The 15,841-nt window shown below is 68.4% G+C and carries 18 protein-coding genes; 14 read left to right on the top strand and 4 right to left on the bottom strand.

Annotated elements, in window-relative coordinates; translation table 11 throughout:
* Window positions 1-32: 32 nt before the first annotated feature.
* The 7 genes from OHA40_RS21555 (at window position 33) to OHA40_RS21525 (ending at window position 6,176) form a co-directional block, all read left to right on the top strand.
* A complete protein-coding gene (locus OHA40_RS21555) occupies window positions 33-1,541 on the top strand; it encodes a lytic transglycosylase domain-containing protein (RefSeq protein ID WP_330228692.1) in 1,509 nt (502 codons plus the stop codon).
* Between the two features lie 112 nt (window positions 1,542-1,653).
* Window positions 1,654-2,517, top strand: coding sequence for a lytic transglycosylase domain-containing protein (locus tag OHA40_RS21550; protein WP_330228691.1), 864 nt, complete (start codon window positions 1,654-1,656; stop codon window positions 2,515-2,517).
* A gap of 19 nt (window positions 2,518-2,536) precedes the next feature.
* Window positions 2,537-3,679 carry an Mrp/NBP35 family ATP-binding protein gene (locus tag OHA40_RS21545; protein ID WP_330228690.1) on the top strand — a complete coding sequence of 381 codons (1,143 nt, stop codon included), beginning with the start codon at window positions 2,537-2,539 and terminating at the stop codon, window positions 3,677-3,679.
* Window positions 3,680-4,080: 401 nt separating this feature from the next.
* On the top strand, window positions 4,081-4,401 hold the full coding sequence (locus OHA40_RS21540; protein WP_330228689.1) for a DivIVA domain-containing protein: 321 nt from the start codon (window positions 4,081-4,083) through the stop codon (window positions 4,399-4,401).
* On the top strand, window positions 4,398-4,991 hold the full coding sequence (locus OHA40_RS21535; RefSeq protein ID WP_330234315.1) for a DNA-3-methyladenine glycosylase I: 594 nt from the start codon (window positions 4,398-4,400) through the stop codon (window positions 4,989-4,991). The genes OHA40_RS21540 and OHA40_RS21535 overlap by 4 nt, the downstream gene beginning before the upstream one ends.
* 141 nt (window positions 4,992-5,132) lie before the next feature.
* Window positions 5,133-5,300 carry a DUF3117 domain-containing protein gene (locus OHA40_RS21530; protein ID WP_011211259.1) on the top strand — a complete coding sequence of 56 codons (168 nt, stop codon included), beginning with the start codon at window positions 5,133-5,135 and terminating at the stop codon, window positions 5,298-5,300.
* Window positions 5,301-5,363: 63 nt separating this feature from the next.
* Window positions 5,364-6,176 (top strand): putative RNA methyltransferase, encoded by an 813-nt coding sequence (locus OHA40_RS21525; RefSeq protein ID WP_330234314.1) that lies wholly within the window; start codon window positions 5,364-5,366, stop codon window positions 6,174-6,176.
* Window positions 6,177-6,196: 20 nt separating this feature from the next.
* On the opposite strand, the gene glgA is transcribed toward OHA40_RS21525, so the two are convergent.
* Complete coding sequence (gene glgA / locus OHA40_RS21520) at window positions 6,197-7,354, bottom strand: glycogen synthase (protein ID WP_330234313.1); 1,158 nt, start codon at window positions 7,352-7,354, stop codon at window positions 6,197-6,199.
* 137 nt (window positions 7,355-7,491) lie between these two features.
* Between glgA and glgC the strand changes: the two genes are divergently transcribed.
* Complete coding sequence (gene glgC / locus OHA40_RS21515; protein ID WP_330228688.1) at window positions 7,492-8,706, top strand: glucose-1-phosphate adenylyltransferase; 1,215 nt, start codon at window positions 7,492-7,494, stop codon at window positions 8,704-8,706.
* Window positions 8,707-8,964: 258 nt separating this feature from the next.
* Here the strand turns inward: glgC and OHA40_RS21510 are convergent, their stop codons facing one another.
* From OHA40_RS21510 to OHA40_RS21500, 3 genes are all read right to left on the bottom strand, one after another.
* The gene (locus OHA40_RS21510) at window positions 8,965-9,192 is read right to left on the bottom strand and encodes a hypothetical protein (RefSeq protein WP_442943782.1); all 228 of its coding nucleotides are present in this window, start codon (window positions 9,190-9,192) and stop codon (window positions 8,965-8,967) included.
* Window positions 9,193-9,418: 226 nt separating this feature from the next.
* Window positions 9,419-9,652, bottom strand: a complete 234-nt coding sequence (locus OHA40_RS21505) for a hypothetical protein (RefSeq protein WP_330228687.1) — start codon at window positions 9,650-9,652, stop codon at window positions 9,419-9,421.
* A 231-nt stretch (window positions 9,653-9,883) separates the two neighbouring features.
* Window positions 9,884-10,522, bottom strand: a complete 639-nt coding sequence (locus OHA40_RS21500) for an O-methyltransferase (RefSeq protein WP_330234311.1) — start codon at window positions 10,520-10,522, stop codon at window positions 9,884-9,886.
* A 279-nt stretch (window positions 10,523-10,801) separates the two neighbouring features.
* Here OHA40_RS21500 and sigE point away from each other — a divergent pair, with 279 nt between their 5' ends.
* The 6 genes from sigE to OHA40_RS21470 all read left to right on the top strand — a co-directional run bounded on the left by sigE (window position 10,802) and on the right by OHA40_RS21470 (window position 15,767).
* Complete coding sequence (gene sigE, locus OHA40_RS21495) at window positions 10,802-11,461, top strand: RNA polymerase sigma factor SigE (protein WP_330228686.1); 660 nt, start codon at window positions 10,802-10,804, stop codon at window positions 11,459-11,461.
* Between the two features lie 61 nt (window positions 11,462-11,522).
* Window positions 11,523-11,921, top strand: coding sequence for a hypothetical protein (locus tag OHA40_RS21490; RefSeq protein ID WP_330228685.1), 399 nt, complete (start codon window positions 11,523-11,525; stop codon window positions 11,919-11,921).
* Between the two features lie 10 nt (window positions 11,922-11,931).
* Window positions 11,932-13,467 carry a S1C family serine protease gene (locus OHA40_RS21485; RefSeq protein ID WP_330228684.1) on the top strand — a complete coding sequence of 512 codons (1,536 nt, stop codon included), beginning with the start codon at window positions 11,932-11,934 and terminating at the stop codon, window positions 13,465-13,467.
* A 33-nt stretch (window positions 13,468-13,500) separates the two neighbouring features.
* Complete coding sequence (gene tatB / locus OHA40_RS21480; RefSeq protein ID WP_330228683.1) at window positions 13,501-13,917, top strand: Sec-independent protein translocase protein TatB; 417 nt, start codon at window positions 13,501-13,503, stop codon at window positions 13,915-13,917.
* 52 nt (window positions 13,918-13,969) lie between these two features.
* Window positions 13,970-14,827 (top strand): hypothetical protein, encoded by an 858-nt coding sequence (locus OHA40_RS21475; protein ID WP_330228682.1) that lies wholly within the window; start codon window positions 13,970-13,972, stop codon window positions 14,825-14,827.
* A 559-nt stretch (window positions 14,828-15,386) separates the two neighbouring features.
* Complete coding sequence (locus OHA40_RS21470; protein WP_330228681.1) at window positions 15,387-15,767, top strand: hypothetical protein; 381 nt, start codon at window positions 15,387-15,389, stop codon at window positions 15,765-15,767.
* Window positions 15,768-15,841: the final 74 nt, after the last annotated feature.

Below are 15,841 nucleotides of genomic sequence, written 5' to 3'. Positions count from 1 at the left end.
GACAACGTTGTCCAGAGCGACCCGGGCAGGGGATGCCCCGGACAACCGCTCCCGTGACGTCGAGGATTGGGTGTGGCCGTATGCGTGTTTCTGCTCCGATAACGGTCTCGGCTTTGGTTGTTGCTGGTGTGGTGGTGAGTAGTTCGGGGGTGCAGTCGGTGCCGGGGGTGCGGGCGCCGGGTGTGTTGACGTCGGCGGGTGCGGGTGTGGTGGCGGGTGGGTCGGGGGTGGTGGGGTTGTTGCCGGTGGTGGCGGAGGGTCCGCGGCGGTTGCGGGCGGTGTCGCCGGGGTCGGGTCGGGTGGGGTTGGGTGGGGTTGGGGGGCGGGAGTTTTCGTTGCCGGGGGTGGGGGGTGTGTTGGGGATTCCGGAGGTGGTGTTGGCGGCGTATCGGAATGCGGAGTTGGCGTTGGGGTCTTCGGTGCCGGGGTGTGGGTTGTCGTGGAGTTTGTTGGCGGGGATCGGGCGGGTGGAGTCGGGGCATGCGCGGGGTGGGCGGACGGATGCGGCGGGGACGGCGGTGGCGCCGATTTTCGGTCCGGCGTTGGATGGGAGTCTGCCGGGTAATGAGGTGATCCGGTCGGGGGATGGGGGGTTTGTGCGGGCGGTGGGTCCGATGCAGTTCTTGCCGGGGACGTGGGGGGTGTATGCGGCTGATGGGAACGGGGATGGGGTGGCTGATCCGCATAATGTGTTCGATGCGGCGTTGGCGGCGGGGAAGTATTTGTGTTCGGGGGGGTTGGATCTGCGGGATTCGGGGCAGGAGTTGCGGGCGGTGTTGCGGTACAACAATTCGATGGCGTATGCGGGGAATGTGCTGAGTTGGTCGGCGGCGTACCGGAGTGGGGGTGGGCCGCGGCCGGTGCCGTTGGCGCCGGGGGTGGTTCCGCCGGGGGTGTCGGGGACGGTGCCGCCGTCGTCGGAGATGACCGCGACCGTTTACCCGAGGGTGGAGCAGCCGCCGCGGCAGCCGCGTCCCGTGCCGCCTCCGCCGCCGGTGATGATCAAGATTCCTGGTCTGCCGCCGATTCCGTGTGGGATCTTCTGCCCGGCCCCGCCACCGGTGCCGGTGCCGCTGGATCCGTGTGTGGTACAGCCGGTTCCCGCGCCGATGCCGCGGGTGGGGCGGCCCGGGATTCAGCCGCAACCGCTGGCTCCGGCGGAGCCCTACGGCCCCGCACCCGGGCAGCTACCCGGCCCGGCCGATCCCGAGGCTGCCCGCCGTCCCGGCGATGCGGGCGCAGCCGGGACCGCCGGGCAACCCGCTCCTGTTGACCCGCAGGCCGCTGCTTGCACCCCACCGGGTACCCGCCGCGCCGCACCCGCTCTCTGGGCACCCGGACACGACCCCGCGCCGGGCGCAGCCACCCACGCCGCGCCGGGCACACCCGGACATGAGGCCGCGCCCCGCAGCAACACCGAACCTGTCACCCCCGAACCGGAAGCAGCCGCCGAACCCGCACCACCCGCACCTCAACCAGCCATCACCCTGCCCTTCGGCATCGTCATCCCCCTCCCCGGACCGCCCGCGCCTCAACAGTGATTCAAACCTGCTATCAGATCACGAAGCAGTAACAAAAAGATCTCGGATACGGTAACCTTCCTCTCATCTATAACGAAGGGCTCACAGCGAGCCATGGGAGGGTCACCACACCGTGGGGCGTCACCGAAAACAGCCACCTGCCACCGTCAGGCGGAGTTCCGTTATCGCATTGACCGGACTGGTTCCCGCTGGGCTCGTGACCGTCACGTCCGCCTCCGATGTCGGCGACATGGCTCCCCTCGCAGTCGCGGTCCAGACACCCGAAGACGATCAAGTCGCGTACGGGGCCAGGCCGCAGACCGCGGAGCCGCTCGCCGCCACCGAATTCACCGCTCACGCAATGGCGAAGGCCGCGCCCACCGCGACGCCGGTGGTGAAAGCCGTTGCACTGCCGAGCGGTCGGCAACGCGCCGCGTTGCCCGCAGGGCCGATGGGCGTTCCCGGTGTGGCCGTCGCGGCTTACCAGAACGCGGAACGCGTTCTGGCCGCGGAGAATCCGGTGTGCGGGATGCCGTGGTCGCTGCTGGCGGGCATCGGGCGGGTCGAGTCGACGCACGCCTTCGGCGGCAAAGCCGATCTCGACGGCAACCCGCTCAGCCCGGTTTACGGCCCGGTGCTCGACGGCTCGCTGACAGGGAACCAGGTCATCAACGACTCCGACGACGGCGCCCTGGACGGCCTGGCCGGCTACGACCGTGCCATCGGCCCGATGCAGTTCCTGCCGCAAACCTGGAAGCGCTACGCGGCCGACGGCAACTCCGACGGCATCGCCGATCCGCAGAACCTCTTCGACGCGGCGCTGACCGCAGGGCGATACCTGTGTGACGGCGGTCTGAACATGCGCGATCCGGCTCAGCGGTCCAAGGCGATCCTGCGTTACAACCACTCCATGGCCTACGTCGCCAACGTCATGTCCTGGGCGACCTCCTACAACACCGGGGCCGCACCCTGGGCCGGAGACGTGCCGAAAATTTGACACGCCTAAAATTCCTGCCATGCCAGTAGTCACGGAATCGGATGTGCGGGGTGCCCTCGCGAAGGTCGACGACCCGGAGATCCGCAAGCCGATCACCGAGCTGGGCATGGTGAAAAGCGTCGTGATCGGCGCCGACAGCGATATCCACGTGGAGATCTACCTGACGACGGCGGGTTGCCCGCTACGCACCGAGATCACCCAGCGGGTCACCAAGGCCATCGCCGACGTGCCCGGCGTGGGCGCGGTGACCGTCGATCTCGACGTGATGAGCGACGAGCAGCGCACCGCGCTGCGCAAGCAGCTGCGCGGCGACTCGGCCGATCCGGTCATCCCGTTCGCCCAGCCCGGCTCGCTGACCCGCGTCTATGCGGTCGCCTCCGGCAAGGGCGGGGTCGGGAAATCCAGCGTCACGGTGAACCTCGCCGCCGCCATGGCCGCACGCGGCTTGTCGGTCGGCGTGCTGGACGCGGACATCTACGGCCACTCCATCCCGCGCATGCTCGGCACCGATGCCAGGCCGACGCAGGTCGAGCGGATGATCATGCCGCCTGTCGCGCACGATGTGAAGATGATCTCCATCGCGCAGTTCACCAAGGGCAATACTCCCGTGGTGTGGCGCGGCCCGATGCTGCACCGGGCCTTGCAGCAGTTCCTCGCCGACGTGTTCTGGGGCGATCTGGACATCCTGCTGCTCGACCTCCCGCCGGGCACCGGGGACGTCGCCATCTCCATCGCGCAGCTGATCCCGGGCGCGGAGATCCTGGTCGTCACTACCCCGCAGCCCGCCGCCGCCGAGGTGGCCGAGCGGGCGGGCGCCATCGCGCTGCAGACCCGCCAGCGCATTGCCGGCGTGGTGGAGAACATGTCCTGGCTGGACTTGCCGGACGGCACCCGGATGGACCTGTACGGCTCCGGCGGAGGTCAGGACGTCGCCGACCGCCTGACCCGCGCGGTGGGCGCCACCGTCCCGCTGCTCGGCCAGATCCCGATCGAGCAGGCGCTGCGCGAAGCAGGCGACGAGGGCACCCCCATCGTGCTACGCGACCCGGAGAACCCCGCCGCCAAGGTACTGCTCGAGGTCGCCGACAAACTCGCGGTCCGCCGCCGCGGCCTGGCGGGCATGTCACTCGGCATCGACACCACCCGCTCTGGCTCTGTCTAATTGCAGCGCCTGTTGCGCTGCGTGTTCGCGGCCCCCTTATGGCTCGCGTCCGAGCGGGCGAGACTCGCGCCTACGGCGCATGCGCTTCGCCCACTCGTCCGCGAGCCGGTGCCGCGTTGTCCACCTCACGCAACCGCACCGGACCCCCACCGCCGATTTCGAGGCAAGCGAGACCGGGCATTCGCCGTTCGCGGCCCGGCTCGCGCCTCGGTGACGGTCACGTCCGCGATCAAGCCGCCAGCGGCAGTCACCTGGCAAACAGCTACCGGAGGAGTCGGTGAACATAATGGTGCTGCGGTTTTCGCGCCGCGTAACACTCGGCCCAACGCCCGCTTTCGAGCGCAGCGAGACCGAGCATTCCCCGTTCGCAGCGCCGCAGGCACTGCAAATAAGATCACATTATGCTCACCATGCTGCTGTACGTGCTGATCGTCGGCTTGGTCGCCGCGGTGCTGTTCCTGCTCGCCAGTGCGGTGTTCGGGCGGTCCGAGGAGCTGGGCCCGTTGCCGGAGGGGACGACGGCCACTGTGCTGCCCGTCGAGGGGATCACCGGGGCCGACGTGCGCGCGCTGCGCTTCCAGCAGGCGCTGCGGGGGTACAAGGCCGGCGAGGTGGACTGGGCGCTGACCAGGCTGGCCGCCCGGATCGACGAGCTGCAGCATCAGCTGGCCGAGGTGCAGGCCGCGAGGTGGCAGACGCCGATCGCGCCGGAGTCGAAATGACCGTGCCCGCCGAGGACGGCCTGATCCGCTGTGCGTGGCCGCTGGAGTCCCAGCTGTACCGGGACTACCACGACTACGAGTGGGGCAAGCCGCTGCACGGGGACGACGCGCTTTTCGAGCGGCTGTGCCTGGAGGCGTTTCAGTCCGGCCTGTCCTGGCTGACCATCCTGCGCAAACGTCCGGCCTTCCGCGCGGCGTTTGCCGGGTTCTCGATCGAGCGTGTCGCGGAGTTCGGCGACGCCGACGTGGCCCGGCTGATGGCCGACGCGGGCATCGTGCGCAACCGGCTCAAGATCGACGCGGCCATCGCCAACGCTCGGGTCGCCCTGCACCTCGACATCGGCTTGGACGAGTTGCTCTGGTCGTTCGCCCCGCCGCCGCGCCCGCGCCCGCGCACCGGCGCCGACGTGCCCGCGACCACACCCGAATCCGTAGCTCTGGCAAAAGAATTGAAACGGCGTGGGTTCCGTTTCGTCGGCCCGACCACGGCGTACGCGCTGATGCAGGCGACCGGAATGGTCGACGATCACCTGGCCGATTGCTGGGTGGGCAGCGCTGAGCCCGACACGGGCCGACCGGTCACTTTTTGAACTCAGCTATCCGTCCACATCCGCGATAGGGAAGAATGGGACGGGTGTAGCTCGCCAAACGCCGGCGAGCTCACTGGTTGGTGACAACTGGAGTTCCAAGAAAGTGCGCAGCAGACCGCGCAGATCTGGAGGGAGCAGAGGATGGCGGCCATGAAGCCCCGCACCGGGGATGGTCCCCTCGAGGCAACCAAAGAAGGGCGTGGAATCGTTATGCGGGTTCCACTCGAGGGTGGCGGGCGTCTGGTCGTCGAACTCACGCCGGACGAGGCAGCAGCACTCGGTGACGAGCTGAAGAGCGTCACCAGCTGAGTGGCCCAAGCTGAGCACTCGGCTCTCGCCGATGCCGCCGGTCTCCTGGCCTGCCCCGAATGCATGCGGGCGCACCAGGATGCCGCGGCGCTCGCGCTCGAACCGCAGGATCGGGCGCTGCGCTGTCGGCGCGGGCACAGCTTCGACGTCGCCAGACAGGGCTATGTCAGCCTGCTGACCGGCGCGTCGACCAAGATGATCGGTGACACCGCGGCCATGCTCGATGCCCGCGCCGCCTTTCAAACCGGGGGACACTTCGCCCCGATCGCCGAGGCGGTGACGCATGCCGTTACGGCGCGACGGACGGCCGGCCCGGTGCTGGAGGTCGGCGCGGGCACGGGCTACTACCTAGCTCAGGTGCTCGACGCCGCTCCCCCGACCGTCGGCATCGCGCTGGACGTGGCCAAATCGGCCGTCCGGCGGTGCGCTCGGGCCCATCCGCGCGCCGCGTCTGTGCTGGCCGACGCGTGGCGCGGGCTGCCGGTTCGGGACGGCGCGCTGGACAGCGTGCTCTCCGTGTTCGCGCCGCGCAATCCTGGCGAGGTCGCCCGGGTGCTCGCCGAGGACGGCTGCTTCGTCGTCGCCACACCCACCGAACGTCACCTCGGCGAATTGGTCGGGCCGCTGGACATGGTGCGCGTCGACCCGGACAAGGACCGCAGGCTCGACGCCGCGATGACCGGGCATTTCGAGCCGGTCGAGCAGACGCTGGTCGAGTATCCGATGAAACTCGCCAGAGCCGATGTCGCGAACGTGGTGGACATGGGCCCTTCCGCGCATCATGCGGCCGCCGACGACGCGCGTCTGGCGCGGTTGCCCGAAAGTATCGAGGTGACCGCCTCGGTTGTCGTCGGCACCTACCGCCCTGGGGCCTGACCGCGCGCCTCGGCAGGCACTCAGCCCTTGCGGATCTGGTCGTAGACGTCGACCGTCCGCGCAGCGATCCGCGACCAATCGAACTCCGACACCGCCCGCGCGCGGCCCACGGCGCCGAACTCGGCGGCCAGGACGGGGTCACCGGCGACTTCGTTCACGGCGGCGGACAGTGCGCGCTCATAGTCCTCGGCGGCCCCCGCGTCATAGTGCACCAGTCGTCCGTTGCGGCCGTCCGCAACCACCTCGGGGATACCGCCCACGTCGGAGGCGACCACCGCCGTGGCGCAGGCCATCGCCTCCAGGTTCACGATGCCGAGCGGTTCGTACACCGACGGGCACACGAACACCGACGCGGCGGCCAGGATCTGCCGGATCTGCTCGGTCGGCAGCATCTCGCGAACCCAGAACACCGTGCCGCGCCGCTTCTGCAACTCCTGCACCGCCGCGGTGGTCTCCGCGGCGAGTTCCGGCGTGTCCGGCGCGCCCGCACACAGCACGAGCTGGATATCGGGATCGAAGTCGCGGGCGGCGGCCAGCAGGTGACCCACGCCTTTCTGCCGGGTGATGCGGCCGACGAACGCCACGATCGGCCGGTCGGTGCGCACGCCCAGATCCGCGAGCACCGAGGGCGAGTCCGCGGCCGCCGGGCCGGGATGCCAGATGCCTCCGTCGATGCCGTTGTGCACCACATGCACCCGGTCCGGGTCGATGGACGGGTAGGCGTCCAGCACGTCGCGGCGCATTCCCTCGCTGACCGCGATGATCGCGTCGGCGTGCTCGACCGCGTTGCGCTCCGACCACGAGGAGATCCGGTAGCCGCCGCCGAGTTGCTCGGCCTTCCATGGCCTGCGCGGCTCCAGCGAATGCGCGGTCAGCACGTGCGGCACGCCGTAGAGGGTCGCCGCCAAGTGCCCGGCCAGGCCGGTGTACCAGGTGTGCGAGTGCACCACGTCCACCTCGCCCACGGCGTCGGCCATCCGCAGCTGCGTGGACATCATCTGCAGCGCGGCGTTGGCGGCATAGAGCGACGGATCCGGTTGGTGCACCACGGCATCCGTGCGCGTGGCGCCCATGCAGTGCACGGTCACCTGGCACAGGTGATGCAGATGCGCCGTCAGCTGCGTGACGTGCACCCCGGCCCCGCCGTACACCTCGGGTGGATATTCGCGGGTCAGCATCGCGACGCGAAGGCGGTCCCGCTCGCCGGAATCCACCGACGGGCGACCGTCATCCGTGCCGAAACTCACTGGTCCAAACTAAACGTTCAGCTCCACGTGGGCCACTCACGCACGCCGCACCCGGTAGTTTGGCAGATGTGAGGAGCCAGCCGCACGTCCTGGGAATCGTGCTCGCCGGTGGTGAGGGCAAGCGACTCTTTCCACTCACGGCCGACCGCGCCAAGCCCGCCGTCCCCTTCGGTGGCGCCTACCGCCTCATCGACTTCGTGCTCAGCAATCTGGTCAACGCCGGCTTCCTGCGGCTGTGTGTGCTCACCCAGTACAAGTCGCACTCGCTGGACCGGCACATCTCGCAGACGTGGCGACTGTCCGGTTTCGCGGGCGAGTACATCACTCCGGTGCCCGCGCAGCAGCGGCTCGGGCCCCGCTGGTACACCGGGAGCGCGGACGCGATCATGCAGTCGCTGAACCTGATCTACGACGAGGACCCGGATTACATCGTGGTGTTCGGCGCCGACCACGTCTACCGCATGGACCCGGAGCAGATGGTGCGCCACCACATCGATTCCGGTGCGGGCGTGACCGTGGCGGGCATCCGGGTGCCGCGCAGCCAGGCGAGCGCGTTCGGCTGCATCGACAGCGACGATTCCGGCCGGATCATTCAGTTCCTGGAAAAGCCCGCGCATCCGCCGGGCACCCCGGACGACCCGAACGTCACCTTCGCGTCCATGGGCAACTACGTCTTCACCACCAAGGTGCTGGTGGATTCGATCAAGGCGGACGCGGACAACGCCGATTCCGACCACGACATGGGCGGCGACATCATCCCGTCGCTGGTGTCCGCCGGGCAGGCGGGCGTCTACGACTTCGCCGACAACGACGTGCCCGGCGCCACCGACCGCGACCGCGGCTACTGGCGTGATGTCGGAACCATCGACGCGTTCTACGACGCGCACATGGATCTGGTCTCGGTGCACCCGGTGTTCAACCTCTACAACAAGCACTGGCCGATCCGCGGCGCGGCCGAGAACCTACCGCCGGCCAAGTTCGCCCAGGGCGGGCTGGCACAGGAGTGCATCGTCGGCGCGGGCAGCATCCTCTCCGCCGCCACGGTGCGCAATTCGGTGCTCAGCGCCAATGTCATGGTCGACGACGGCGCCACCGTCGAAGGCTGCGTGCTCATGCCGGGCGTCCGGATCGGGCGCGGCGCGGTGGTGCGGCGCGCCATCCTGGACAAGAACGTGGTCGTCGGCGAGGGCGAGATCATCGGCGTGGACCTGACACGCGATCGCAGCCGCTTCGCCGTCAGCAACGGCGGGGTGGTCACTGTCGGAAAGGGCGTCTGGGTCTGAGGGCTCCCCCGCCTCTCCGCGTATTCAGGCTCACCCGCCTCTCCGAGTCTTCAGGCTCACCCGCCTCTCCGAGTCTTCAGGCTCACCCGCCTCTCCGAGTCTTCAGGCTCACCCGCCTCTCCGAGTCTTTAGGCCGTACTAGTCGGGGTGACGGGGGATTTGCGCTCAGGTCCTGCGTTGGGTGCAGCTCAGGTTCTGGGCGTGCCCGGTGAATTACCCATGTACTTGCGAAATCAGTCGTTACGTGGCGACCCGAATTTAGGGTTCGCCCGGCTCGGCGGCGGGGGTTCCGATGCAGAATGGCGCGCACGGGCCGGGGGTGCGCGGCACCGTGGTCTTCGAGGCGTCGCCGAAATCCGCGGTGCTGACCAAATAGACCGCCAGCAGGGCGAATAACAGCACCGCGGCGAAGGCGACCATCGTCCGACCCCAGTGGATCGGGCGTGGGCGACGCTCGTCCTCGTCCCACAGGAACATCATCACCACGGCACCGCACCCTCTTCCGGACCCGCTCGAACCATGAACCCACTAGTACCTGTTTCGTTGGCGCTCTGCTGCAGCATGCGCCGAACCGTGCCCGTACGGAGGCGGATTCGCGAACTTCACCCGCCGCGGCGACCGACTATCCGCGAGGCGCCGAGAGCCGGACACCCGAGGACGTTCCGAAGGTGTTCTACGGCAAGCACATAGAAAGGGGCCCAGCGGCCGACGATTACGGTCCAGGCGGGGCGACAGGCTGCGTGCAGAATGGCTCACACGGGCCCGGTGTCGGCGTGACTTTGGCGGGCCCGGTATCGAAATCGGTATTACTGACCACGATCAGCACCAAGACGGCTCCCAGCAGCACCAACGCGAGGGCCAGCATGGTCGGCCGCAGCCAACTCGTCCGACGCTCCGTGACGACTTCCCCCATGACGCCCATCTCGATCGCATCCAATTCGCGCATAACCGGTAAACCTCGCTGACTTGTTTCTCAGCGCATACCCGCGATTCGGCCGCGGAAAACGACTCCGCCCGTTGCGACTCGTCTAACCACGCACCTACTGATTTCGCAAGTACATGGGGTAACTCGCCGGGCACGCCCAGAACCTGAGCGGCACCCGACGCAGGACCTGAGCGCGAATCCCGCGTTACCCGACTTGTACGGCCTGAAGTCCCGGAGAGGCGGGGAGCTTCGCTAACCACGCGAGGCACAGAGCAATCCGTCACCGACCGGAATCAGCACACAGGTGAGTTCGGGATTCTCCGCGATGGCGCGGGTCGCGGCGCGCACCGCCTGGGTGGCCGGATCACGCTGCGCCGGGTCGGGCACCCGGCCCCCGAGCAGCGCGTTGTGCAGCAGAATGGCCCCGCCATTACGCAGTAATCGCACCCCCTGGGCCACGTACTCCGGATGCTCCAGTGGCGCGGCATCGATGAAGACCAGATCGTAGGCGCCGTCGGCCAGACGCGGCAGCACATCGAGCGCACGTCCGTTGATCAGGCGGGTTCGCGCGGGCGGGATGTCGGCGGCGCGGAACGCTTCCTTGGCCGCGCGCTGGTGCTCCGGCTCCGAATCGATGGTGGTCAGCGTGCCGTCCTCGCGCATGCCGTCGAGCAACCACAGCCCGCTGATGCCGGCGCCGGTGCCGACCTCGACCACTGCCCGCGCGCCGAGCAGCTGCGCGTACATGCTCAGCAGCGCGCCCACCGACGGCGGCACGGGCGGCACGCCGAGTTCGGTGGCCCGTTCGCGCGCGCCGACGAGGATCTCGTCTTCCACGACGGATTCCTCCACGTAAGCGAGATTTCGCTCCAGGTTCGATGCCACGGGTATGAGGCTAACGCCGTGCGGGTGGTCTGGGCGGTCCGGACAACACGCGCCGCCGCCATTTCCAGGGCCGTTTTTCTCAGGTGACCCTCAGGATCTCCATAACCCGGCCATATCAGAACCAGAAAGAGTATGGGGACGCAAGACCACCGACCGTGTATTAACACGGGACTCGGGAACAACGACATACCGGTTGTCGGTTGTATCCGTACGCGACGGTCCGTAGATCCGGTCCGGAGCGAGTCCCGACGTTTGCGGTCCCTAGTAGGAGGTAGCCCCATCCACATGGTCGATGCGGCGCGCGAGTACGCCACCTTGCCCGAGCAGATCCTGCCTGTCGAAGCCGACGCCGTCGAGGAATCCGTCGAGCTCAGCGGGACTGCCGCCTTCGATGCCACCGGGGACCGGTCGGCCATGCCGTCGTGGGACGAGCTGGTCCGCGAGCACGCCGACCGGGTCTACCGCCTGGCCTATCGCCTCTCCGGCGACGCACAGGACGCGGATGATCTCACGCAGGAGACCTTCATCCGGGTGTTCCGTTCGCTGTCGAGTTACCAACCGGGCACGTTCGAGGGCTGGTTGCACCGCATCACGACCAACCTGTTCCTGGACATGGTCCGCCGCCGCAACCGGATCAGGATGGAAGCGCTGCCCGAGGACTACGACCGGGTGCCCGCCGAAGGTCCCGGCCCCGAACAGGCCTACCACGACGCCCGCCTGGATCCCGACCTGCAATCCGCCTTGGACTCGCTGGCGCCGGAGTTCCGCGCGGCGGTGGTCCTGTGTGACATCGAGGGACTGTCCTACGAGGAGATCGGCGCTACGCTCGGCGTGAAACTGGGCACTGTGCGCAGTCGGATCCACCGTGGGCGGCAGGCACTGCGCGACTACCTTGCGCATAATGGAAGTGAGCAGCGGTTCGCCGCTGATGCGAACATAGGGTGATTCGTCGGAAGCCGGCATCGCCCCACGGACGGTCGATGGCGGTTGGAAGGGTGAGCACCGAATGAGTGGCGACTTCAGTACGTCCGGTCGTCGTCCGCCTCGCTTTCGCCCCACCGAGCATCTGGCGAGTGAGGCGATCGCGGCTTATGCGGACGGCGAACTGCGGATGAACGCCTATCTGCGCGCCGCCCAGCACCTCTCGCTGTGCCCGGAGTGCGCGGCGGAAGTCGATGCCCAGCAACAGGCGCGCATCGCGTTGCGGCATGCGGGCAATGTCGCGATTCCCACCGGACTGCACGACAGCTTGACCAGGATTCCGCTCGGGGAATTGCCGGGTGGCGCGTCCAGCGCGCGTACCCCCACCTCCGGCGTCGGCCAGACGCCTCGTAACGACGCGGTTTTCGGCTTTCTGACCGATTCGTTCACCGCGACCCGGTGGACAACCTGGTGGCGCAAGTAGAGTTTCCCGAGTGACCACCGAATCGACGAATTCCGGATCGGCCGACACCTCGGATTCGGCGGCCAACCGCGGGAATCTCCGTCCATCGGACGCGCCCGTGCTCGGCCCGCGCCCGGTCTACCGGCCCCATGTCGACACGCACACCGCGCGCGCCTTCCGCAGACCGTCCGGCCTGTCCGGTTCGTTCGCCGAGCCGCTGCCGGGCCGCTCGGCCGGCGCGGCCCGGACCGGCCCCGAACTGCAGAACCGTCCGCCCGACGCGCTACTGGCCGAGGCGTTCGGCCGCCCGGAGGGTTCCACCGAACTACTGCAGCGCGACCCCGACGCGACCGGCGGTCCCGCGCCGGTCGCCGGTCCCGCCGACCCGTGGCGTGATCCCGAGGCCGTCGCACGTCTCGGCGCTCCCGCGGTGCCGACGCCCAAGCCGCAGCCGCTGCCCCGGGCCGAGAAGCTCAGCGCGCGCCAGGTGCTGTTCGGCGACCGGGTCGCCCCCAAGGCACTGGCCCTGCTCGCGCTCGTTGCGCTCGTCATCGGCCTGCTCGGCGGACTGGTCGGCAGGCTGACCGCGGAGACCGCCTCTACGCTCACCTCGCGCAAAGTCACCCTGGAGCAGACCGGCGACAGCGATCGTCCGCACGGCCTCATCGCGCAGGTCGCGAACGCGGTGCTGCCCTCGGTCGTCTCGATCCGGGTGACCGTCGGCGACAACGGCGCCACCGGTTCCGGTGTGGTGATCGATGGCGGCGGCTACATCGTCACCAACAACCACGTCATCTCGATGGCCGCCCAGGACAAGAGCAATCGGGCCGCGATCCAGGTGCAGTTCTCCGACGGCACCAGGGTCCCCGCGCAGATCGTCGGCCGCGACCCGAAGACCGACCTGGCCGTGCTGAAGGTCGATGTGAAGAATCTCACCGTCGCCAAGATCGGCAAGTCGGCCGACGTCCAGGTCGGCGACGACGTGCTGGCCATCGGTTCGCCGCTCGGCCTCAGCAAGACGGTCACCTCCGGCATCGTCAGCGCCCTGCACCGCCCGGTGAAATTGGAGGGCGAGGGCAGCGACACGAAGGCTGTGATCGACGCGGTGCAGACCGACGCCTCGATCAACCCGGGTAACTCCGGTGGCGCGCTGGTGGACATGGACGGCCGGGTCGTCGGCATCAACACCGCCATCCGCAGCGAGACCGGCGGCTCGGTCGGCCTCGGCTTCGCCATCCCGGTGGACATGATGACCGAGGTCGTGCAGACCTTGATCCGCGACGGCGCCGTGCACCACCCGATCATCGGTCTGAGCGCGCGCACCAAGCAGGTGGCCAACGAGGTCATGAGCGGCGCCGCGGTGGCGGACGTCTCGCCCGGCGGTCCCGCCGCCAAAGCGGGGATCGTGGAGGGTGACGTGATCGTCAAGGTCGGCGATCGCGAGGTGACCGGTCCGGACGAACTGGTCGTCGCGGTGCAGTCGCATGAGATCGGCGAGACGGTGAACGTGCAGTTGATCCGCGATGGCAGGCAGGTGGACGTGCCTGTGACGCTGGAATCCGACTGACCCGCCAGCCGGATCGCCGGGTAGCCTGATTAGGTGTTCAGCAACATCGGCTGGAGCGAGATGGTCATCCTGCTCGTCGCCGCCCTCATGATTCTCGGACCGGAGCGTCTGCCCGGTGCCGTGCGCTGGACCACGCGCAGCCTACGGCAGGTGCGTGACTACGCGAGTGGCGCGACCTCGCAGCTGCGCCAGGAACTCGGGCCGGAATTCGACGATCTGCGCAAGCCGCTGGCCGACCTGAACGAACTGCGCGGCATGACTCCCCGCGCGATGGTCACCAAACATCTTCTCAATGGCGACGATTCGCTGTTCAAGGATTTCAACAGCACATTGCCCGACCCGAAGGACTTGTACAGCACGAACAGCGGAATGCCGGACTATCCGATGCCGAAGTTGGATAAGCCGTTGGAGCGCAACGAACGTCCTCCGATCGACTCCGACGCCACCTGATCCGTCAAGAAGTCTAGACACCATGTGGTGTTCAGCTGTCTAGACTTCGCACATGTCGGCCGATGACGTTGCGCGCGTGTTCGCGATCGAGGACAAGGTCGAGCGACTGAAGGCGGCCACCGACGGGGTGGCGGCGGCCCAGCAGACCATCAACGAACTAACCAGGATTCGGCGTGCCGTGATCCGCGAGCTGCATGCCGAAGGCTGGACGTTCGCCAGAATCGGTGCGGCGGCGGGCCTTTCCCGCGCCCGCATCCACCAGGTGAGTACGCAGGGGCCTGCGCCCGAAGGACTGTTCTTCGGGCACGGTTCGCTCACCGTGCTCGTCCCTGAGGTGCGCGCGGGGCGAGTGATCGGTGCACCGGATCCGGCTGCGCCGCAGCGGTTGGCCGAATTACTCCGCGAACTCGGCTTCACGGTCGCGGTCGAGCATTTCCTGCCCGGCCGCCCGGTCGACCTGCGCCGCGACGGACTGATCGTGCTCGGCGGCCCCGAACTTTCCCCCAGCCTGCGCCAATTGGTGACTGCCGACCCGCGGCTGCGCCGCGCCGTGGCCAGAGTCGGCGACACGCGCCGGGGAATCGAGGACCGGGCGGCCCGGCGGGTGTACCGGCCGGGCGGCCCCGAACCACACGACATCGCCTATCTGGCCAGGCTTCCGCGCCCGGACGGGCGCGGCACCGTACTGATGATCGACGGTATGCACCCGCCCGGCTCGCTCGGCGCCATCCGCCTGCTCGCCACCCGGCTGGCCACGCTGCACGAGCGGGCGAGCACCCACCAGTTCTCGGTGTTGATCGCCTGCCGCTTCGACCGCGCCACGGGCGAACCGCTGGAGGCCGAACTGCTCACGCCGGTCTATCGCCACGATCCCGAAACCCGCTCACCCGCGGGGGGTCTGCGCCGCTGAGCGGACACATCCGGAGGGACTGACCGGACCCCTACCGTGCATCGCCTCATGCACCGCGGGGCTCGCGCGAGGCCCGTTCTCGGAGACCGTGATTCGACCTCTCCCCCGTTCGCATACTCGTGGGAGCCTCGGAAGCGTTCGCGCAAAGGAATTCAGCAAACCGCCCGCCACATAAGGCAACGCGCACACCCTTCGGCAATTGGCTGTGAGCGCATCCACGGCACAGTGTGCGTGCATCGCCTTCCGCACGCCACACTCCGGTAAGCAGCTGCTCGAGCGCGTCCGTCGAGCCGAGTTTCAGCACTCGTACACCGGTGTGGCACGGGTCACCGCATCCACCGATCCCGCCTCCTGCGGAACTGCGTAGGATAGCTGGAAGATAACCATTCTGATAGGTGAACTCAGGTGCTCAATCGAGGTTCGATGTCTGCGAGTTCCGTGCCCCTCCGCACCGTACCGCAGCGCGAGCCGCTCCAGCCCGCGGCCCGCGCCGAGACCGACGCACCCTATCGCCAGCTCCGCGAGACGGACGCGTGAGGCGTCCGGCAAGGAGGAAATAGTGAATCCGCTTCTGCTGATCGGTGGCGCCGTCCTGGTGACGGGGTTGCTGGTCTTGGTCGCCACCATGCTGCTGCGGCCGGCGTCGTCACGCGCCCACCTCTCTGTCGCCGAGCTCCAGGCCCGGCTCGCGAAGGAGCAGGAAGCCGTGACACCCGAGCCACAGAGCTCCGAGGAAGACGAACCGGCATCCGACGACTCGCGGACCGATGGCGAGACGCGCCTGGTGATGCCTCCGGTTCGTAGGCAGCTTCCGTATCCACTCACCGACGGCACGACGAGCGAATCCACGTCCACGACGGCCGAGGAGAGCTCCGACGACGCGCAAGCGGAGCGAAGGGCTGCCGCGGCGGCGTTGCTGCGCCGAATAGCCTCGGCGTAACCAGGCTGACGATACGGCGGAAACTCGCCGTTCGTCTCGAGCCCGATGCGCTGCGGCCGGACCCGCTCGGGAGC

Source organism: Nocardia sp. NBC_00508, from assembly GCF_036346875.1.
Classification (GTDB): domain Bacteria; phylum Actinomycetota; class Actinomycetes; order Mycobacteriales; family Mycobacteriaceae; genus Nocardia.
The sequence above is the reverse complement of the archived record's forward strand: the minus strand, read 5'-3'. Positions and strand labels throughout refer to the sequence as shown.

Bases quoted from the DNA above. Each gene is read 5' to 3' on its own strand.
- OHA40_RS21545 (WP_330228690.1), top strand. From the start codon at position 2,537: ATGCCAGTAGTCACGGAATCGGATGTGCGGGGTGCCCTCGCGAAGGTC.
- OHA40_RS21490 (WP_330228685.1), top strand. From the start codon at position 11,523: ATGAGTGGCGACTTCAGTACGTCCGGTCGTCGTCCGCCTCGCTTTCGC.
- OHA40_RS21530 (WP_011211259.1), top strand. From the start codon at position 5,133: ATGGCGGCCATGAAGCCCCGCACCGGGGATGGTCCCCTCGAGGCAACC.
- glgA (WP_330234313.1), bottom strand. From the start codon at position 7,354: ATGCTGACCCGCGAATATCCACCCGAGGTGTACGGCGGGGCCGGGGTG.
- OHA40_RS21555 (WP_330228692.1), top strand. From the start codon at position 33: ATGCCCCGGACAACCGCTCCCGTGACGTCGAGGATTGGGTGTGGCCGT.
- sigE (WP_330228686.1), top strand. From the start codon at position 10,802: ATGGTCGATGCGGCGCGCGAGTACGCCACCTTGCCCGAGCAGATCCTG.
- OHA40_RS21505 (WP_330228687.1), bottom strand. From the start codon at position 9,652: ATGCGCGAATTGGATGCGATCGAGATGGGCGTCATGGGGGAAGTCGTC.
- OHA40_RS21475 (WP_330228682.1), top strand. From the start codon at position 13,970: ATGTCGGCCGATGACGTTGCGCGCGTGTTCGCGATCGAGGACAAGGTC.
- OHA40_RS21525 (WP_330234314.1), top strand. From the start codon at position 5,364: ATGCGGGCGCACCAGGATGCCGCGGCGCTCGCGCTCGAACCGCAGGAT.
- OHA40_RS21535 (WP_330234315.1), top strand. From the start codon at position 4,398: ATGACCGTGCCCGCCGAGGACGGCCTGATCCGCTGTGCGTGGCCGCTG.
- OHA40_RS21540 (WP_330228689.1), top strand. From the start codon at position 4,081: ATGCTCACCATGCTGCTGTACGTGCTGATCGTCGGCTTGGTCGCCGCG.